This is a genomic window from Vibrio metoecus, assembly GCF_009665255.1.
GTDB classification, from domain to species: Bacteria; Pseudomonadota; Gammaproteobacteria; order Enterobacterales; family Vibrionaceae; genus Vibrio; species Vibrio metoecus_B.
Genome location: NZ_CP035686.1, coordinates 2831211 through 2845769, shown reverse-complemented (window position 1 = coordinate 2845769; position 14559 = coordinate 2831211). Strand labels below are relative to the sequence as shown.

The window sequence follows — 14559 nt, the reverse complement described above, 5'->3', positions numbered from 1 at the left end:
ACCGCAACAAGCTTGAACCTAAAATGAACAGGTTTCAAGTTTGACTGGTCATTATGCATAAACAAAAGGGCAACTCAAGTCAAGCACTGCCTCAACTTTGAATCAGCCGCCCATTTATGACCATTATCACTTAAACAGGTTCAATTTCTTTCAGATGTCGTTTCGCCGATACGTTCGCTGCGACACACCCCAGAAACACGCCGAGCATTAAAAGCAGTAACGATTCATCCCAACCAAGGCCAATCAAACGGAAACGGCTGTCATACAACTGAGCGAGTGCTTCCACCGCGCCATTGAGTAAAACCGTCATTAATGCCGTCAATAACCATGCCGCCACGGCACCGAGCAAACCAAACCACATCCCTGAATAGAGATAAGGACGCAGAATATACGCATCGGTCGCGCCGATGAGTTTCATGGTTTGGATCTCTTCTTTGTTGGCTTGTACGTTAAAACGTAGCGTATTGCCCACAATCAAAAATACCGACATCAGCATTAAGCTGGATAAACTTATCACCACGATGGTCGCCAAGTGGCGAATCGCATCTAAGCGGGCAAACCAATCCTCATCCATGCGCACATCAGTCACACCCTGTTCTGCTTGCAGCGTTTCTGCCAGAGCTTTGATCTGCTCTCGGCTATCCACTTTAGGCGTCACCACTAACACCGCCGGCAAGGTCGCGTTATCGAGCAGACTGATCGCTTGCTCAAAACCTGCATACTGGCTTAAGTCATCCAGACCTTGCTGGGGCGAGATGTATTTCACCTTGGCAATTTCATCACGCCGCTCAAGATCATCTTTCAGCACAATCACGCGGGGCTCTGCAATATCCGTTTGTAAGTAAACACTCAGCTGAGAAGGCCCTGCGACTCGCTCAGCAACCGAAGCAATGTTCTTACTTAGCAAATACAAGCTTGCGGGCAGTGCCAACGCCATGGAGATCACCGCTAAGGTCAAAATGTTGCCCAGTGGACGTCGCCACAAAGCCGCAAAGGAAGCTTTGGCTTGCTTGAAATGAATCGCGAGAAAACTATCGGTTTTGGCTCGTTTGACATCGCGCGGTTTGCTTTTGGTGGCTTTGCTGATTTTCTTATTGCCCTGCTTAACGGCCATAATCCGCGACCTCACTTAAAAAACCCTGATTGAGTTCCAGATGACGATATTGCGGACGCGAATTCACCAGATGAATATCGTGCGTCGCCAGCAGTATTGTGACCCCAGCGCGGTTAAACTCTTCAAACAGACGCAGCACTCGGTTAGAAAGCTCAGGGTCAAGGTTACCGGTTGGCTCATCAGCCAGTAGTAGTGTTGGACGGTTAACCACCGCACGAGCAATCCCAACTCGCTGTTGCTCACCGCCAGAGAGCTGACTTGGCAAACAGCGAGCTTTATCGAGTAAGCCGGTTTTATCGAGCGCCGCCGAAACACGGCGCTTAATATCATTTTCCGAAATGGATTCAATGCGCATAGGCAGTGCAACATTGTCATAGATGCTGCGATCCATCAGCAAGCGATGGTCTTGGAACACAATCCCAATATTGCGGCGCAAAAACGGAATATCCTTGTTTGGGATTCGGGTAATGTCATGCCCATTGAAGCTAATTTTGCCGTCGGTTGGCCGCTCAATGGCACAAATCAGCTTGAGCAGGGTACTTTTCCCCGCCCCAGAATGACCGCCGAGGAAGGCCATTTCACCACGCCGCAAGTGGAAATCCACTTTCTGCAGCGCTTGTCGCCCACCTCGATACGCTTTACTGACTTGCTGAAATCTGATCACGCCGTCTCCCCCTGACAAGGCTGGCACACTATGCCAACTCAGATTTGGTTATTCTTCGCGGCTAAACAGCGCGTCGATAAACTCTTGTGTTGCAAATGGACGTAAGTCGTCAATTTTCTCGCCGACACCGATATAACGGATTGGGATCTGGAATTGATCGGCAAGCGCGAAAATCACGCCACCTTTAGCGGTACCATCAAGCTTGGTTAAGGTAATGCCCGTGATAGGCGCTACATCACTAAACAACTTGGCCTGACTGATCGCGTTTTGTCCGGTACCTGCATCCAGCGTCAACATGATTTCGTGTGGTGCGCTGTCGTCAATTTTCTTCATCACGCGCACAATCTTGCGCAGTTCTTCCATCAGGTTACTTTTGTTTTGCAAACGACCAGCCGTATCCGCGATGACCACATCAATCCCGCGCGCTTTCGCCGCTTCAATCGCATCATAAATAACCGAGGCGCTATCTGCGCCAGTATGCTGAGCGATGACAGGAACTTGGTTACGCTCACCCCACACTTGTAACTGCTCAACAGCGGCAGCACGGAAGGTATCGCCCGCAGCCAGCATCACTTTCTTGCCTTGTGCTTGGAACTGTTTGGCAAGCTTACCGATCGTGGTGGTTTTACCCACACCATTCACGCCCACCATCAAGATCACGTAAGGTTTTTTCTCAGTATCGATCACCAATGGTTGCTCGACCTGAGAGAGAATCTCGGCCATCTCTTCTTTCAGCAGACCATACAGCGCTTCACCATCACGTAGTTGTTGACGAGAGGCTTTCGTCGTCAAGTTGGTGATGATTTTGGTGGTGGTATCCATGCCGACATCGGCAATCAGCAGTTGTTCTTCGAGCTCTTCGAACAGGTCATCATCAATCTTTTTGCCTTGAAATAGGCCAAAGAAACCTGCACCGATATTCGCTTTGGTACGGCTCAAACTGCGTTTTAAGCGGGCGAAGAAACTTTCGGTCGGTTTCTCTTGCTCCACAATGCGTGCAGGCTCATCCACCGTAATTTCTTCTGTTTCTGTTTCTGTTTCTGTTAACGCAGTTTCCGCTTGAATCGCCACCGCTTCAACTTCGGGTTGGCTTTGTGGTTCATCCTGCGTTTGAGTATCCGTTGCAGTGGTTTGGTTTTTCTCTTCGTCACCAAATCCAAGCCATGACAACAAGCCACGCTTCTTTTTTTCCGTCATCTGGAGCTATCCTGAATCGCTTTATTTGAATACAGACTTTTCTTGGCCATTATCGTGGACCAGAAAAGAAAAATGACAAAGCAGTGAAAACTTTTTGCTTCGCTTGGTACACTTTGCCCAATTTTTTATGTTAACTCGGGTTGTCCCGCCAATGGCAGACAAGCGAGTTATAGTAACACTTAATTAGCGGTCAAAAAATCTATGCAAAGACGTCGCCAGCCAAACCCATCACAAAAAAAGGCCCCTACAGGGCAAGTTCGGATCATCAGCGGCCTGTGGCGTGGCCGAAAACTGCCCGTTCATGATGCCGAAGGGTTGCGCCCAACCACCGATAGAGTGAAAGAAACGCTCTTCAACTGGCTCGCTCAGGAAGTGCCAAAGGCTCGCTGTCTCGATCTCTTTGCCGGCTCGGGTGGTTTGGGCTTTGAATGTGCTTCACGCCAAGCAAGTCAAGTGACTATGCTAGAGCTGAACACGCTCGCATTTAACCAGTTGAAAACCAATGTACAGAGCCTGAAAGCAGAAAATATTGAGCTTATTCACACGGATGCACTCGCCTTTCTGCGACAATCAGGCAAACCTTATGATGTGGTGTTTATCGATCCTCCATTCCGACAAGGTTTGTTACAGAAAACCACTCAGTTACTAGAGCAAAACGGTTGGCTCTCGCCACAAGCGATGATTTATATTGAGTGCGAAAAAGAGCTGCCACTGACGGAGTTGCCTCCTCACTGGCATCTGCACCGTGAAAAGAGTGCCGGACAAGTCTGTTATCGGCTGTTTATAAGGGAAGAACAATGAAAGCACTACTCTGGTTAGCCAAAGCGGCCATCGGCTTTGTGTGGCTGGTTCTGCTGGTCAACATCATTACCCCATTTCCGGGGAATGCGGCGATTGCACTCTACATCATGACCGCATTCTTGCTCTTCATGCATGGCTTACAAATGCTGATTTTCGTTGGCGCCTTTGGCGATAAAGTACCGCTGAAACGCTGGGAGAAATGGTCGATACTGATCTTCGGCATTTTTGCCCTGTTGGACATTCGCCGTAAATATATGATGTAAAGAAACCGCCGCAAGGCGGTTTTTTTTAATTTCAGCGCTAGAGAATGATTGAAGCAGAGATAAGAGCTTGCGCCGCGAGATAAGTGCTAGAGATAAGCGCATGCCCCAAAGGTAGTGGCCGGCGATAATCATGAATCGCCAGTAAGGTGGCCGAAAGGATATACAACAGGCACCCTAAAAAACCTGCACCAGATGCCAAGCTTGCTTCTTGTAGCCACAGTTCACCGGCCGCCCACGTCATTTGAACCAACATTAATCCCATGATAGTGACAGGAAAAATTAAGGTATCGATTTGAGGCAACAACAAGAAAAACGCCACAATGCTCGCTGCAACTAACAAGGCAGGCAACCACCACACCATGGCTCCTGATAATTGAACCCAAAACGCTTTACTAAAAAACAGTTGAGCAGCTAAAAACAGGACAAAACTGGCTCGATGGTAGCGAACATTCAAACGCGCTCCATGCGCTAACATGGAAACCATCAGCCCCAAAGAGACCCAAATAAGCTCTGACGTAGCATTCACGTTCTGCGTCCAAATGATCAGCACCAATAGAAGCAGGCTGAGAACTCGGAAGAACACCGCTTGTTTCACTTTCTGATGTCCATAAGCAGAAATGCTGATAAACCCCGACAACACGACAGAAATCCAGCTCAACATGCACATCCCCTTAACTCAAACTGCCGCCAGTGTAGGGATCTTACTTTTGATGTCCAGTTGCCGAAGTAAAAAATTGGATCTTGCTAGCGAATCATTCTCTTCACCATTATCGAAAACCCCAATATCTCCACAGCACACAAAATGAAGAAAACCAGAACAAATACATCACAAAAAACAAAACAAATGAAAAAGCCAAACAAGCAAAACAAAAAGAATAGAAAAAACAGAAAAACAACCAATATAAATAAAATCAAAGAGTAAAATAAACAAACAAAAACATATAGATAAAACAAAAAACAACAATAAAAACCAATATTTAATAAAAATAAAAACCAATAGTTACATTTAATAAATAAAGATAAAAACAACCTCATCAGACCAGATTAAAGATGAGAACCACTATCAACAGACAATGCTATTTTCTCACAAAGTGGTAATTTACAAAAACCTAAGCACCAAGTAGACACAACGCCCCATAAGAGCAATATGAACAAAGATAAACCAACAGGTTAAAACATTAAAACACATTGAAAACAATAAGATAAACAAGCAAAAGAACAATAAATACTCACACTGATTATGATTAAAACACCTCAAAATCATGCCTTTTCTCTCGATAAAAACCAACATTAAGCCAAAAGAACTGTGTTTTTTTAAAGTTTAGCCTGAGATCTATTGATCAGGCCTGATAAATGTTCTATTCTTTTTTCATAGAATCAGAAACCAATACAGGAGCAGTGTTATGATTTCTTCATCTCAGAAACAAGGACTCGTTATGATCGCAGTAATCATTGGCCTAATGACACTGCCCATGATGTACTAAGTCGCTGTTTATAAATAAAAAAGGACGCAATGCGTCCTTTTTTATTATCGGTCTTTCTATTTATTGAAAATGCTGCGACAACTCTTCCCAATGCCAGTAATAGAACAGCATGGCGCCTAGAGTCATCAAGGTCATCAGCATAAAAGCCAATCGCCAAACAAATTTTCCACTTCTTGGTGTTAACTCATCTTCACACTCTTGGCATACCGCTAGGAAGGCTTTGCGATCTTCTAAGCGGTAATCGTCTTCATGCACAATCTTATTGCGGATTGTCGCCACATAACGAAGCTTTTTAATCACATCATGTGGTAAACGCTCTTCGCAGCTCGTCACGAGTTGATGCAGTCCCTTTCCGTCGGCATGATATTGTTCACGCAATAAAGTTTCGAGCTTGCGTGTACGTAGAACAACTTGTTCAATTTCTGACATTTGCGCCCTCCTGCACTTTATTCGTTAATTGCTTCCTTTCTAACAGCCAGCCTTGCATTATCCAATTGTTAGCCATTGGATGACCGATAAAATGTGAGATCCGCCGAAAATTTCCATCTGACGGCTGCCTGACTTCTCTTTCTAGTCACAAACTGCTTGGAAAAATACGCCATTCGCTAAAATGACAGCCAGTTTCTATAGGAGGCGGACATGCCCTACACTCTGTTGATCTGTTTAGCTTTATTGATTATTGCTGCACTTTGGCTTTTCAGCCACTTTTACCGTCGCCACATTCATGGAGAAAATGCACCGGAAAAAACGGCCGAGGTGACGATTCTTGATAAACAGGTTATCGACATTCCTAATCCGCTTCCCGGTCAAGACGATCAAGAGTTTTGGATCTATGTACAAAAAGGCCACATTGGGCCTAAACGAGAGTTTCAGGTTGGTGTGCATTATTTTCATGCCTTAAATCCGGGGGATAAAGGCACTCTTACTTATCGTGGCACGCAATTTTTGCATTTTGCTCTAAAACGCTAAGGCAGCAACCAGCGTGTTTTCGAGCTGCGCGAAACCAACCAACTGACCCATAACGATCCCACTCCACTGAGCAATACCCAAAGTGGGATCACCCATGCGGGATGGCCTTGCCACCAGCCATAGGCTTTCATGGGCCATAGAAAAATGGGATGCAATAGATAAATACCTAAGCTGTATCGACTGACAAAGCTGACGCCTTGCTGCCAACTCAGCGGCAACTTAGAAGCAAAGGCACGCGCCAAAATAAACACCATGCTCGCCATCAATACCACATTGATCGTCTTATATGAAAACCAACGCCCAACGCGGTATGCATGCTCGACCAAACTCAGCGTCACCACAGCCTGTACCGTGATATAAAGTGAGACTAGCCCCATTAAGGTGATAACCAACACACTCCCGCGCTTTAATGAGCATTTTTGATAAAGCAGATACCCAAGCGGTAAATAGCCTGAGAATAACCATAAATCATGACTCCAAGGTCCATCTAACCTTAACAAATAAAGCATAGTGGTTAGCAACCACACCGCCACGAAAGCGTAAAGTGCTACACTATCCCAGCGTTGCGCGCCCCACTGCAGAAATGGGATCACGAAATAAAGTGGAATAAAGTAATAAAAAAAGCCTAGGTGGTAGTAGGTTTCATGCTGGGGACTGGAGAGTAAGGTTTGCCATATCATGGCATCATCAAACCCCGTCGGACTCCAACCAGATAAAAAAGCGTAGAACAGCGACCAAACCAGAAAAGGGATAAGCACTTTGCCCAGTCGACGCTCTAGGTAATAACGCAGCTCAAACGGCCGACGATCGCTCAACATGAGCGCTCCAGAGATCATAATAAATACCGGTACCGCCCAACGACTTGCTCCATTGACTGTAACGGCAGTGAGCCACTGAGCGAAAGGGATTTCACCTAACCTATCTCGATATGGGGCCAATACATGAATAGCAATCACGGCAACAGCGGCGATCGCTCTCAATAAATCGAAGAAAAAGACTCGTTGCGGCACATTCAGTTCCTACTTTTTCATTGCACTATAAATACTCTTGAGTGCGGTGAGTGAATGGTGAGTCAATCTCTTGTCAAAGGTCACACCCCATTCTCCATTGATAGTCTGTGGCTATTGAATAAATCAAGAAAAGCAAATTTTCTTCACCTCTCGAAGTGCTTATTCTTTACTCAAGCCGAAAGGTAAACCACAAAACTGAGAGGTGTACTATGAATACGAATTTGATTGGTCTTGATACCACACAGAGCGAAAAATTGGCGAATGCGCTCAACCACTTATTAGCAAACTACCAAGTGTTTTATATGAATACTCGTGGTTACCACTGGAATATTCAAGGCAAAGAATTTTTTGAATTGCACGCCAAATTTGAAGAAATCTACACCGATCTACAACTGAAAATTGATGAATTGGCAGAGCGTATTTTGACACTCAGCGCCAGACCAATGCACAGTTTTAGCGGTTATCTTAAAGCGGCACAAATCAAAGAACACACCGACTCCATCGATGGCCGCAGTAGTATGCAAGGATTGTTAGAAGGGTTTAGCATTCTGCTTCATCAACAACGCGATATTTTAGAATTAGCGGGAAATGCGGGCGATGAAGGGACCTCCGCGCTGATGAGCGATTACATCCGCGAACAAGAGAAACTGATTTGGATGCTCAACGCTTGGCTGAAATAAAGACTCGGAGCGATAAACAGGCTAAGCATAAGGTGCAAGAAGGTTAATGAATTTGGTCGGTCAGCCTTTATTACCTACACCCTCAGAGTCGGGCTGGCCGGCCACTCATTAAATAAATCGATTGATGTCCTGGCTCCAACGCTGGGCTTCAATCAATTCTTGGCGAACATCTTCTAGATCAAAACCAAGCTGATCACAACGCTCTTCAACCCCTCGCCAATCCGCTTTTTCAAAACACTCCTCAAGATCGAGTAGCATGCCTAGCGGGCCGTCACGATCCCGCAACGCTTGTTTCACTTCATCGGCCAAAGGAAGCTGTTCGACTAATTGTTCGATAGACGTATCCAGCAAAGCGTCCAAAACCGAAAACATGCCAATCAAAAACGCCTGATCACGGTGAGCTTTAAAGTGTGGATGTGTCGCCATCAGCTGACAAAATTGCGCTCTTTGCAGCGATAAGTTGTACAGTTCTTTAGGCTTTTTCGATGAGATGTAAGAAGCTACCGCCAAAGAAACAAAAATGCGCAGCTTGTCTTGCCCCAGATAAACTAACGCCTGCCGAAAGGATGAAATCGACACCGAGAGTCGGTCCGACATCGTGTTCACAAAGCGCAGTAGCTTGTATGACAAAGCAATATCTTGCGCCACTAGCCGCTCAACCCGCACATAGTCGACCTCAGGCTGGCAAACTTCACGGAACAGTTGCATCGCAATCACATGTTCGGGGCTGATGTAGCGCTGCTTGATGATTTCTGGCTTACTGAAAAAATAGCCTTGGAAGAAAGTAAAACCTGCATGACGAGCTTGATGAAATTCATCTTCTGTTTCTACTCGCTCAGCTAAAAAGCGCCGACGGCTCCCCTGAGCTAACCGACCCCGCACAAATTCACACGCTTTATCGAGCCCCATCGCCATAATATCGATTTTGACGATCTGCACATAAGGCAGAAAACGCTCCCAAGCTGGGGAGTAAACAAAATCATCTAATGCCAATAAGTAACCGCGTTGGCTTAGCTCTTGTACTGCCTCGAATAGATCATCCGTTGGCTGACACGTTTCCAGAATTTCCACCACAATCTGCTCACGTGGCAGCGTTAAGGGCAGACGCCGAATCAGGCTTTTATGAGGAAAGTTAATGAAACAACGTGAGCGGGCAATGCGCGGATTGGTGCCCATTGATAAAAAGTTTTCCACAATCAAGCGGTACGTCGCCCGATCAGCATCCATGTACTCCGGAAACGCGTTTCTTTCTCCATCGCGAAATAATAACTCATAGCCTAACGTGTGCCGCTTGGCGTTGAGTATTGGCTGACGTGCGACATAAGTAGTGTGCATGGATTCCTCAAAGGCTGCGAGATTTAAGCTTTGGCAGTAGCCAGTAGCATTCCGCAGCCCATAAACATCGAACCAAACAGTTTATTCATTCGATTCATCACGTTTGGTGAGCGGATGTAACGACCTAGTTGCGCCGCTAATGCGGTATAACCGAACATCACAATCGCATCAATGGTAACGGTTGTCAGGCCGAGAACCAAGAACTGTGATAAATGATTACCTTGCGGATCAATAAATTGAGGGAATAGTGCCACAAGAAAAACAATGGATTTGGGATTGGTCAAATTGATCAACACCGCTTTACGCAACAGTGCCGATTGCGATAATTCCGCTTGCGGAGCCACCATCGTCAATGGTGTTCGATCGCGCCACTTTTGAATCCCTAACCACAATAAATACGCCGCGCCGACCCATTTAATGATGGTAAAAGCCAATGCCGATTGAGCAACCAAAGCACCAATACCGATCCCAACTAATACAATGTGGCAAGCTAAGCCTATCTGCAGACCAATGATGGCCCCTAATGAATGACGGGTACCATAACTTAAACCATTACTGATTGAGTTGACCGTGCCAGAACCGGGCGCCAGACTAAACACAACCGCGGTAAGCACATAGGCAAGCCAAACTTGGATATCCATTGCAATTCCTCATTCCTGATTTATGCTAGCCAACTGAGGCTAAATGCAACCGCGCACAACCACATCGCCACCAGCTTATGAACCTTGAAAAAAACCTTACCCCTTATACGCAAGAGTCGAGTTTGGAGCAAGCTCTCAACTTTGAGATAGCTCAAGTGTGGCACACTCGCCACGAAGGAACTTATCGCAGTTTTGATAAAAAGCACATTTATTGGTGTAGTCTGCAACATCCAACTCACCAAAAAGCCGTCGTGGTGGTGAATGGGCGCATTGAGTCGGCATGGAAATACCAAGAGTTGTGCTATGACCTGTTTCGCCAGGGTTTTGATGTGTATACCTATGATCATCGCGGGCAAGGATTGTCGGAACGACTCACCGAGGATCGACAAATCGGTTATGTGCACGAATTTCAAGATTATGTCGCCGATTTAGCAGGCTTAGTGGAGCATTTCCACTTAGAACGTTACCCACAACGTTTCTTATTAGCACATTCTATGGGCGGCGCAGTAGCAACCCGCTATGTTCAAAGTACCCCCAACCACCCTTTTCATGCTGTAGCACTCAGTGCTCCGATGTTTGGCGTAGCGATGCCTTGGTATTTGCGACCATTCGCGGTGTTGATCACTCAACTCATGGCCGCGTTCTCTATGAAACCCAGCTACGCCCCAGGTTATGGTCCTTATCATCCCAAGCCATTTCCTCTTAACTTGCTCACGCACAGTGAGCGACGTTATCACGTATTTCGTAAACTGTATGAAGCGCATCCTGAATTACAAATTGGTGGCCCAAGCCATCGCTGGGTTTGGCAAAGTCTGCTCGCGACCAAGCAATGCCTACAGTTAACCCGCCAAATCAAAGTACCAATGTTGATTTTGCAAGCCAGTGAAGAGGCGATTGTGTGTAACCACGCTCAAAACCGGTTGTTTAAAAAACTCACCCGAACCCAAAAGAGTGCCGCTTTACAGGTTATCGCGGGCGCTCGGCATGAACTTCTTTTTGAGCAAGATGCATACCGAAATCAGGCGTTGACGCATATTTTACGCTTTTTCGCCACACACTCGGTGAATCAGAAAAATTGAGGAAAAGCGGTGAGAGAGGTTTACCCTCTTTTTCCGCATTTAATTCCACTACACTAACAGGCCTTAGGGTGACGGGTCATCCTGCCTACAGTGAAACATGAGAGTTTTATGACCACTTCAGCACAAAAACAGCTTTACAAAATCGTGGCGTCGGATCTCGACGGTACCTTACTCGCCCCTAACCATCAGTTGAGCGAATTTTCCAAACAGACCCTGAAACAACTTCATGACCAAGGGTTTACCTTTATTTTCGCCACTGGTCGTCACCATGTTGATGTGGCGGGAATTCGTGAAATTGCGGGCATTCCCGCGTATATGATCACCGCAAACGGTGCACGTGTGCATGACCAAAATGATCTGTTGATGTACAGCAAAAACGTACCGCAAGAGCTGGTACAAGCGATCATCGATGTGGTGAAAGAAGATCAACAGCTGTTCGTTCATCTGTACCGTGATGATGAGTGGATGCTGAATAAAGAAGATGACATTCTGCGCGACTTCCACGAAGACTCGGGGTTTACCTACCGAGTCTTTGATATCGATAACGCACCAACCGACGGTATCGCTAAGATTTTCTTTACCCAAGAAAATCAAGACCATGAACATCTAGTTCAGTACGAAACCCTCCTCAATCAACGTTTTGGCGATAAGATCAACGTTGCATTCTCTACTCCTTGGTGCTTGGAAGTGATGTGTGCTGGCGTATCAAAAGGGGATGCACTGCAAGCCGTGGCCGAGTCATTACAATTGGGCTTGGAAAACTGCATTGCTTTCGGTGATGGCATGAACGATGTCGAGATGCTTTCAATGGCAGGTAAAGGCTTGGTGATGGGTACCGCACACCCAAAAGTCTTTAATGCCCTTCCTAATAATGAAGTGATTGGCAGTAACGCCGATGATGCGGTGGCGCATTATCTACATCAGCATCTGTTTTAAACCGGTGTAGATCCTAGGCAAATTAGCCCCAAAAAAGGCAGCTCTGGCTGCCTTTGCTTTTTATATCCTTCTGACTGTCGGGAAAAGTGCGAAACGCTTCGCAACCGCCCCATACTTGTGTCCGCACTCTGTCAATTGAACCCGATGGTGGTTTAGCTTGTCTGACGCTTTATGCCATAATTTCGGTCACTGAACCTTTCTGTCACTCATTGATATCGAGCCAAAGGAATTGATCCATGAGAGCTTTACCCCTCTGCGCTATTTCACTCACTATGCTGCTGCAAGCCTGTAGTCACCTTTCCTTACCCAGTAATGAACCAGAGCCAGCTCCGATTATCCCTGCGACACTCGATAAGCCCGAAACCATTCAGCCACAAAGTTTTATGCTGCGTGGTGAAGTGGTCGTCGGCCATGAAGTTCAGCGTTTCACACCTTGTGGAAGCCATCAACAATATTGGCTCAACCTCTCTCCTGAGCAGCTACGCGACGCCCTCGCACTCAGTCGTAGCCCGTATCAGCCTCTTTATGGGGAAATCGTCGGTACTCTACTGCCTCCTAGCCAAACTGGGTTTAATGGCGATTATGTCGCGCGCATTGAGGTGCAGAGCATCAATCAATTAAGCAATGAAAGTCGTGGCTGTGAGCAGCCCGTGACCGCCACCCGAGCGTTTGGTAATGAGCCATTTTGGTCAATGCGTTTTGTCGATGGTGGATTGCAGTTCCAACCTATGGGTGGCGAGAAACAGCACTATTCGATTACCCGCACTCAACTAAGCCCCGATCAACGCCGCTACCAGTTTGAAGAGGGAGAACTGCGCCTTGAACAAGGTCAATGCCAAGATGGCATGAGCGATAATATTTACCAGTGGCAGGCCAAACTCTCACTCAAAGGAGGCCAGTATCAGGGCTGTGCAACACTCGCCAACATTGACCCAACCTTAGAATGGAGCGGTGTTTATTTTGCCAGCTCCACCGAGCAAACCGGGTTTAGTGTTAGCCTCACACTGGAGAATGACCACACAGCACAAACTCGCTATGAGTACGCCAATGGTGAACCGGCGGTGATTGAGCAAGGTTACTGGCAACAGTTGAATCCCAATCAGATCCAAGTGGTTATGACACGCCACCAACAACAGTATTTGATTTCAGAGCGCATTTTTACCCGTGATGGCTACCAGATCACCGCCGAACAAGAGAAAGTCGGCCAGTCGGTTTATCACATCGCAGACGGCGGCTTGGTACTCTTTCGCTCTATGGTGGAACTCAGTGAGAGTGGCGCCCCTGCGGCAGTAGGACAAGCGGCAATCCACGCACAGCAAGTCGCTGGACGTGCCGATTATGAGGAAGAGGTCGATCAAGCAATTCGCCGCTACTTTACCCTACACCAAACCGCGCCAGACCATACTCAATATCGCTGGTTGAAATACGATCTCAATGGCGATGAGCAGCCTGAGCTGTTCGTTCAGTTGGATTGGTGTGGCACTGGCGGCTGTACTTTATTGATTTTTGAGCAGCAAAATCAGCAATGGCGCTTCAATAGCCGCATCACTCTCGTACAAAACCCGATTCGACTAGGCAAGCAGACTCACCACGGTTGGCAAGATTTACTGCTCACCGTCAGTGGTGGCGGAGCGAAACCAGCCTTGCACAGCTTGCAGTATAACGGCATCAGCTACCCAACCAATCCGAGCGTTGCCCCCGAAGCGCAAATGGAGCAAATGAGCCAAGTGGTACTGTTTTCTGATGGGTTATCCCCCCAGCAATCCGGTGTCAAACTGTGAGTGCAACCTGCCCAAACTGTGGCCTTAAGTTCCAATGTGTGTGCGCAGCGATACCAAAACTCTGCGCGCCCTTTCAACTCTCGCTGCTCACTCACGATAATGAGTGGCAACGAGAGACCAATACCGGACGCTGGCTCACTCAATCACTCGCAGAATGTCATGCTTACACGTGGAGTCGAGTCGCCGCCAACACCGAGTTACAGGCTCGTATCAGGCAACCTAATACCCGCTCATTTTTGATTTATCCTAGTGAAGAGAGCGTTGCGTTGGAGCATGCACTGTCTACCCTAACTCGCGACGAGAGTGCGCACTTTATCGTGTTGGATGCCACCTGGCAGGAAGCCAGAAAGATGGAGCGCAAAAGCCCTTGGCTTGCCGATCTACCGCGAGTGCATCTATCCACCCAAACACTTTCGGCTTATCGGCTAAGACGCAATCAGCAAGCTGGTCATTTGTGTACGCTAGAAGTGGGGCTCGTATTGCTGCGCCAATTTCAAGCCGACCCTCAAACTGACGCATTAGAACAGTTTTACCACTATTCCATGAACGCGTTTCAAGCCGACAAAAGCGGCCATCGTTGGATTGAACGCTAAATCACACTTGGC

The 14559-nt window shown here is 47.0% G+C and carries 16 protein-coding genes; 8 read left to right on the top strand and 8 right to left on the bottom strand.

Annotation, left to right across the window (positions count from 1 at the left end; translation table 11 throughout):
• Positions 1 to 130: 130 nt before the first annotated feature.
• The 3 genes from ftsX to ftsY are packed head-to-tail and all read right to left on the bottom strand — an operon-like array spanning position 131 to position 2975.
• Positions 131 to 1114, bottom strand: coding sequence for a permease-like cell division protein FtsX (ftsX, locus tag EPB59_RS13015; RefSeq protein ID WP_154173115.1), 984 nt, complete (start codon positions 1112 to 1114; stop codon positions 131 to 133).
• Positions 1104 to 1778, bottom strand: a complete 675-nt coding sequence (ftsE, locus tag EPB59_RS13010; protein ID WP_000617862.1) for a cell division ATP-binding protein FtsE — start codon at positions 1776 to 1778, stop codon at positions 1104 to 1106. The genes ftsX and ftsE overlap by 11 nt, the downstream gene beginning before the upstream one ends.
• A gap of 48 nt (positions 1779 to 1826) precedes the next feature.
• Positions 1827 to 2975 carry a signal recognition particle-docking protein FtsY gene (ftsY, locus tag EPB59_RS13005; RefSeq protein ID WP_154173113.1) on the bottom strand — a complete coding sequence of 383 codons (1149 nt, stop codon included), beginning with the start codon at positions 2973 to 2975 and terminating at the stop codon, positions 1827 to 1829.
• Positions 2976 to 3176: 201 nt separating this feature from the next.
• On the opposite strand from ftsY, the gene rsmD reads away from it, so the two are divergent.
• Together rsmD and EPB59_RS12995 are read left to right on the top strand one after the other, a co-directional pair.
• A complete protein-coding gene (rsmD, locus tag EPB59_RS13000) occupies positions 3177 to 3776 on the top strand; it encodes a 16S rRNA (guanine(966)-N(2))-methyltransferase RsmD (RefSeq protein ID WP_154173111.1) in 600 nt (199 codons plus the stop codon).
• The gene (locus EPB59_RS12995; protein ID WP_055044076.1) at positions 3773 to 4039 is read left to right on the top strand and encodes a DUF1145 domain-containing protein; all 267 of its coding nucleotides are present in this window, start codon (positions 3773 to 3775) and stop codon (positions 4037 to 4039) included. The genes rsmD and EPB59_RS12995 overlap by 4 nt, the downstream gene beginning before the upstream one ends.
• Before the next feature lie 37 nt (positions 4040 to 4076).
• Here EPB59_RS12995 and EPB59_RS12990 read toward each other — a convergent pair whose 3' ends face one another.
• Positions 4077 to 4706, bottom strand: coding sequence for a lysoplasmalogenase (locus EPB59_RS12990; protein ID WP_081017944.1), 630 nt, complete (start codon positions 4704 to 4706; stop codon positions 4077 to 4079).
• Positions 4707 to 5583: 877 nt separating this feature from the next.
• Positions 5584 to 5952: a hypothetical protein gene (locus EPB59_RS12980; RefSeq protein ID WP_055052246.1), complete on the bottom strand. Its 369-nt coding sequence runs from the start codon at positions 5950 to 5952 to the stop codon at positions 5584 to 5586.
• A gap of 210 nt (positions 5953 to 6162) precedes the next feature.
• Here EPB59_RS12980 and EPB59_RS12975 point away from each other — a divergent pair, with 210 nt between their 5' ends.
• The gene (locus EPB59_RS12975; RefSeq protein WP_055052245.1) at positions 6163 to 6492 is read left to right on the top strand and encodes a DUF2500 domain-containing protein; all 330 of its coding nucleotides are present in this window, start codon (positions 6163 to 6165) and stop codon (positions 6490 to 6492) included.
• Here the strand turns inward: EPB59_RS12975 and EPB59_RS12970 are convergent.
• Positions 6489 to 7502: an acyltransferase gene (locus EPB59_RS12970; protein WP_154173109.1), complete on the bottom strand. Its 1014-nt coding sequence runs from the start codon at positions 7500 to 7502 to the stop codon at positions 6489 to 6491. The two genes, EPB59_RS12975 and EPB59_RS12970, sit on opposite strands and share 4 nt — an antisense overlap.
• A 209-nt stretch (positions 7503 to 7711) precedes the next feature.
• Here EPB59_RS12970 and EPB59_RS12965 point away from each other — a divergent pair, with 209 nt between their 5' ends.
• Positions 7712 to 8182: a Dps family protein gene (locus EPB59_RS12965; RefSeq protein WP_055052243.1), complete on the top strand. Its 471-nt coding sequence runs from the start codon at positions 7712 to 7714 to the stop codon at positions 8180 to 8182.
• Between the two features lie 108 nt (positions 8183 to 8290).
• Here EPB59_RS12965 and EPB59_RS12960 read toward each other — a convergent pair whose 3' ends face one another.
• Together EPB59_RS12960 and rhtB are read right to left on the bottom strand one after the other, a co-directional pair.
• Positions 8291 to 9517 (bottom strand): EAL and HDOD domain-containing protein, encoded by a 1227-nt coding sequence (locus tag EPB59_RS12960; protein WP_055052242.1) that lies wholly within the window; start codon positions 9515 to 9517, stop codon positions 8291 to 8293.
• A 23-nt stretch (positions 9518 to 9540) separates the two neighbouring features.
• A complete protein-coding gene (rhtB, locus tag EPB59_RS12955; protein WP_154173107.1) occupies positions 9541 to 10158 on the bottom strand; it encodes a homoserine/homoserine lactone efflux protein in 618 nt (205 codons plus the stop codon).
• Positions 10159 to 10235: 77 nt separating this feature from the next.
• Here rhtB and EPB59_RS12950 point away from each other — a divergent pair, with 77 nt between their 5' ends.
• The 4 genes from EPB59_RS12950 (at position 10236) to EPB59_RS12935 (ending at position 14547) form a co-directional block, all read left to right on the top strand.
• Entirely contained in the window at positions 10236 to 11237 is a 1002-nt protein-coding gene (locus EPB59_RS12950) for an alpha/beta fold hydrolase (protein ID WP_154173105.1), read from the top strand.
• A 108-nt stretch (positions 11238 to 11345) separates the two neighbouring features.
• Positions 11346 to 12173, top strand: coding sequence for a Cof-type HAD-IIB family hydrolase (locus EPB59_RS12945; RefSeq protein WP_154173103.1), 828 nt, complete (start codon positions 11346 to 11348; stop codon positions 12171 to 12173).
• Between the two features lie 236 nt (positions 12174 to 12409).
• Positions 12410 to 13954: a COG3650 family protein gene (locus EPB59_RS12940; RefSeq protein WP_154173101.1), complete on the top strand. Its 1545-nt coding sequence runs from the start codon at positions 12410 to 12412 to the stop codon at positions 13952 to 13954.
• A complete protein-coding gene (locus tag EPB59_RS12935) occupies positions 13951 to 14547 on the top strand; it encodes a tRNA-uridine aminocarboxypropyltransferase (RefSeq protein WP_154173099.1) in 597 nt (198 codons plus the stop codon). The genes EPB59_RS12940 and EPB59_RS12935 overlap by 4 nt, the downstream gene beginning before the upstream one ends.
• Positions 14548 to 14559 lie beyond the last annotated feature (12 nt).

Excerpts from the sequence above, each read along its gene's own strand:
- ftsX (WP_154173115.1), bottom strand. The coding sequence starts at position 1,114 with ATGGCCGTTAAGCAGGGCAATAAGAAAATCAGCAAAGCCACCAAAAGC.
- ftsY (WP_154173113.1), bottom strand. The coding sequence starts at position 2,975 with ATGACGGAAAAAAAGAAGCGTGGCTTGTTGTCATGGCTTGGATTTGGT.
- rsmD (WP_154173111.1), top strand. The coding sequence starts at position 3,177 with ATGCAAAGACGTCGCCAGCCAAACCCATCACAAAAAAAGGCCCCTACA.
- EPB59_RS12995 (WP_055044076.1), top strand. The coding sequence starts at position 3,773 with ATGAAAGCACTACTCTGGTTAGCCAAAGCGGCCATCGGCTTTGTGTGG.
- EPB59_RS12990 (WP_081017944.1), bottom strand. The coding sequence starts at position 4,706 with ATGTGCATGTTGAGCTGGATTTCTGTCGTGTTGTCGGGGTTTATCAGC.
- EPB59_RS12980 (WP_055052246.1), bottom strand. The coding sequence starts at position 5,952 with ATGTCAGAAATTGAACAAGTTGTTCTACGTACACGCAAGCTCGAAACT.
- EPB59_RS12975 (WP_055052245.1), top strand. The coding sequence starts at position 6,163 with ATGCCCTACACTCTGTTGATCTGTTTAGCTTTATTGATTATTGCTGCA.
- EPB59_RS12965 (WP_055052243.1), top strand. The coding sequence starts at position 7,712 with ATGAATACGAATTTGATTGGTCTTGATACCACACAGAGCGAAAAATTG.
- EPB59_RS12960 (WP_055052242.1), bottom strand. The coding sequence starts at position 9,517 with ATGCACACTACTTATGTCGCACGTCAGCCAATACTCAACGCCAAGCGG.
- rhtB (WP_154173107.1), bottom strand. The coding sequence starts at position 10,158 with ATGGATATCCAAGTTTGGCTTGCCTATGTGCTTACCGCGGTTGTGTTT.
- EPB59_RS12950 (WP_154173105.1), top strand. The coding sequence starts at position 10,236 with ATGAACCTTGAAAAAAACCTTACCCCTTATACGCAAGAGTCGAGTTTG.
- EPB59_RS12945 (WP_154173103.1), top strand. The coding sequence starts at position 11,346 with ATGACCACTTCAGCACAAAAACAGCTTTACAAAATCGTGGCGTCGGAT.
- EPB59_RS12940 (WP_154173101.1), top strand. The coding sequence starts at position 12,410 with ATGAGAGCTTTACCCCTCTGCGCTATTTCACTCACTATGCTGCTGCAA.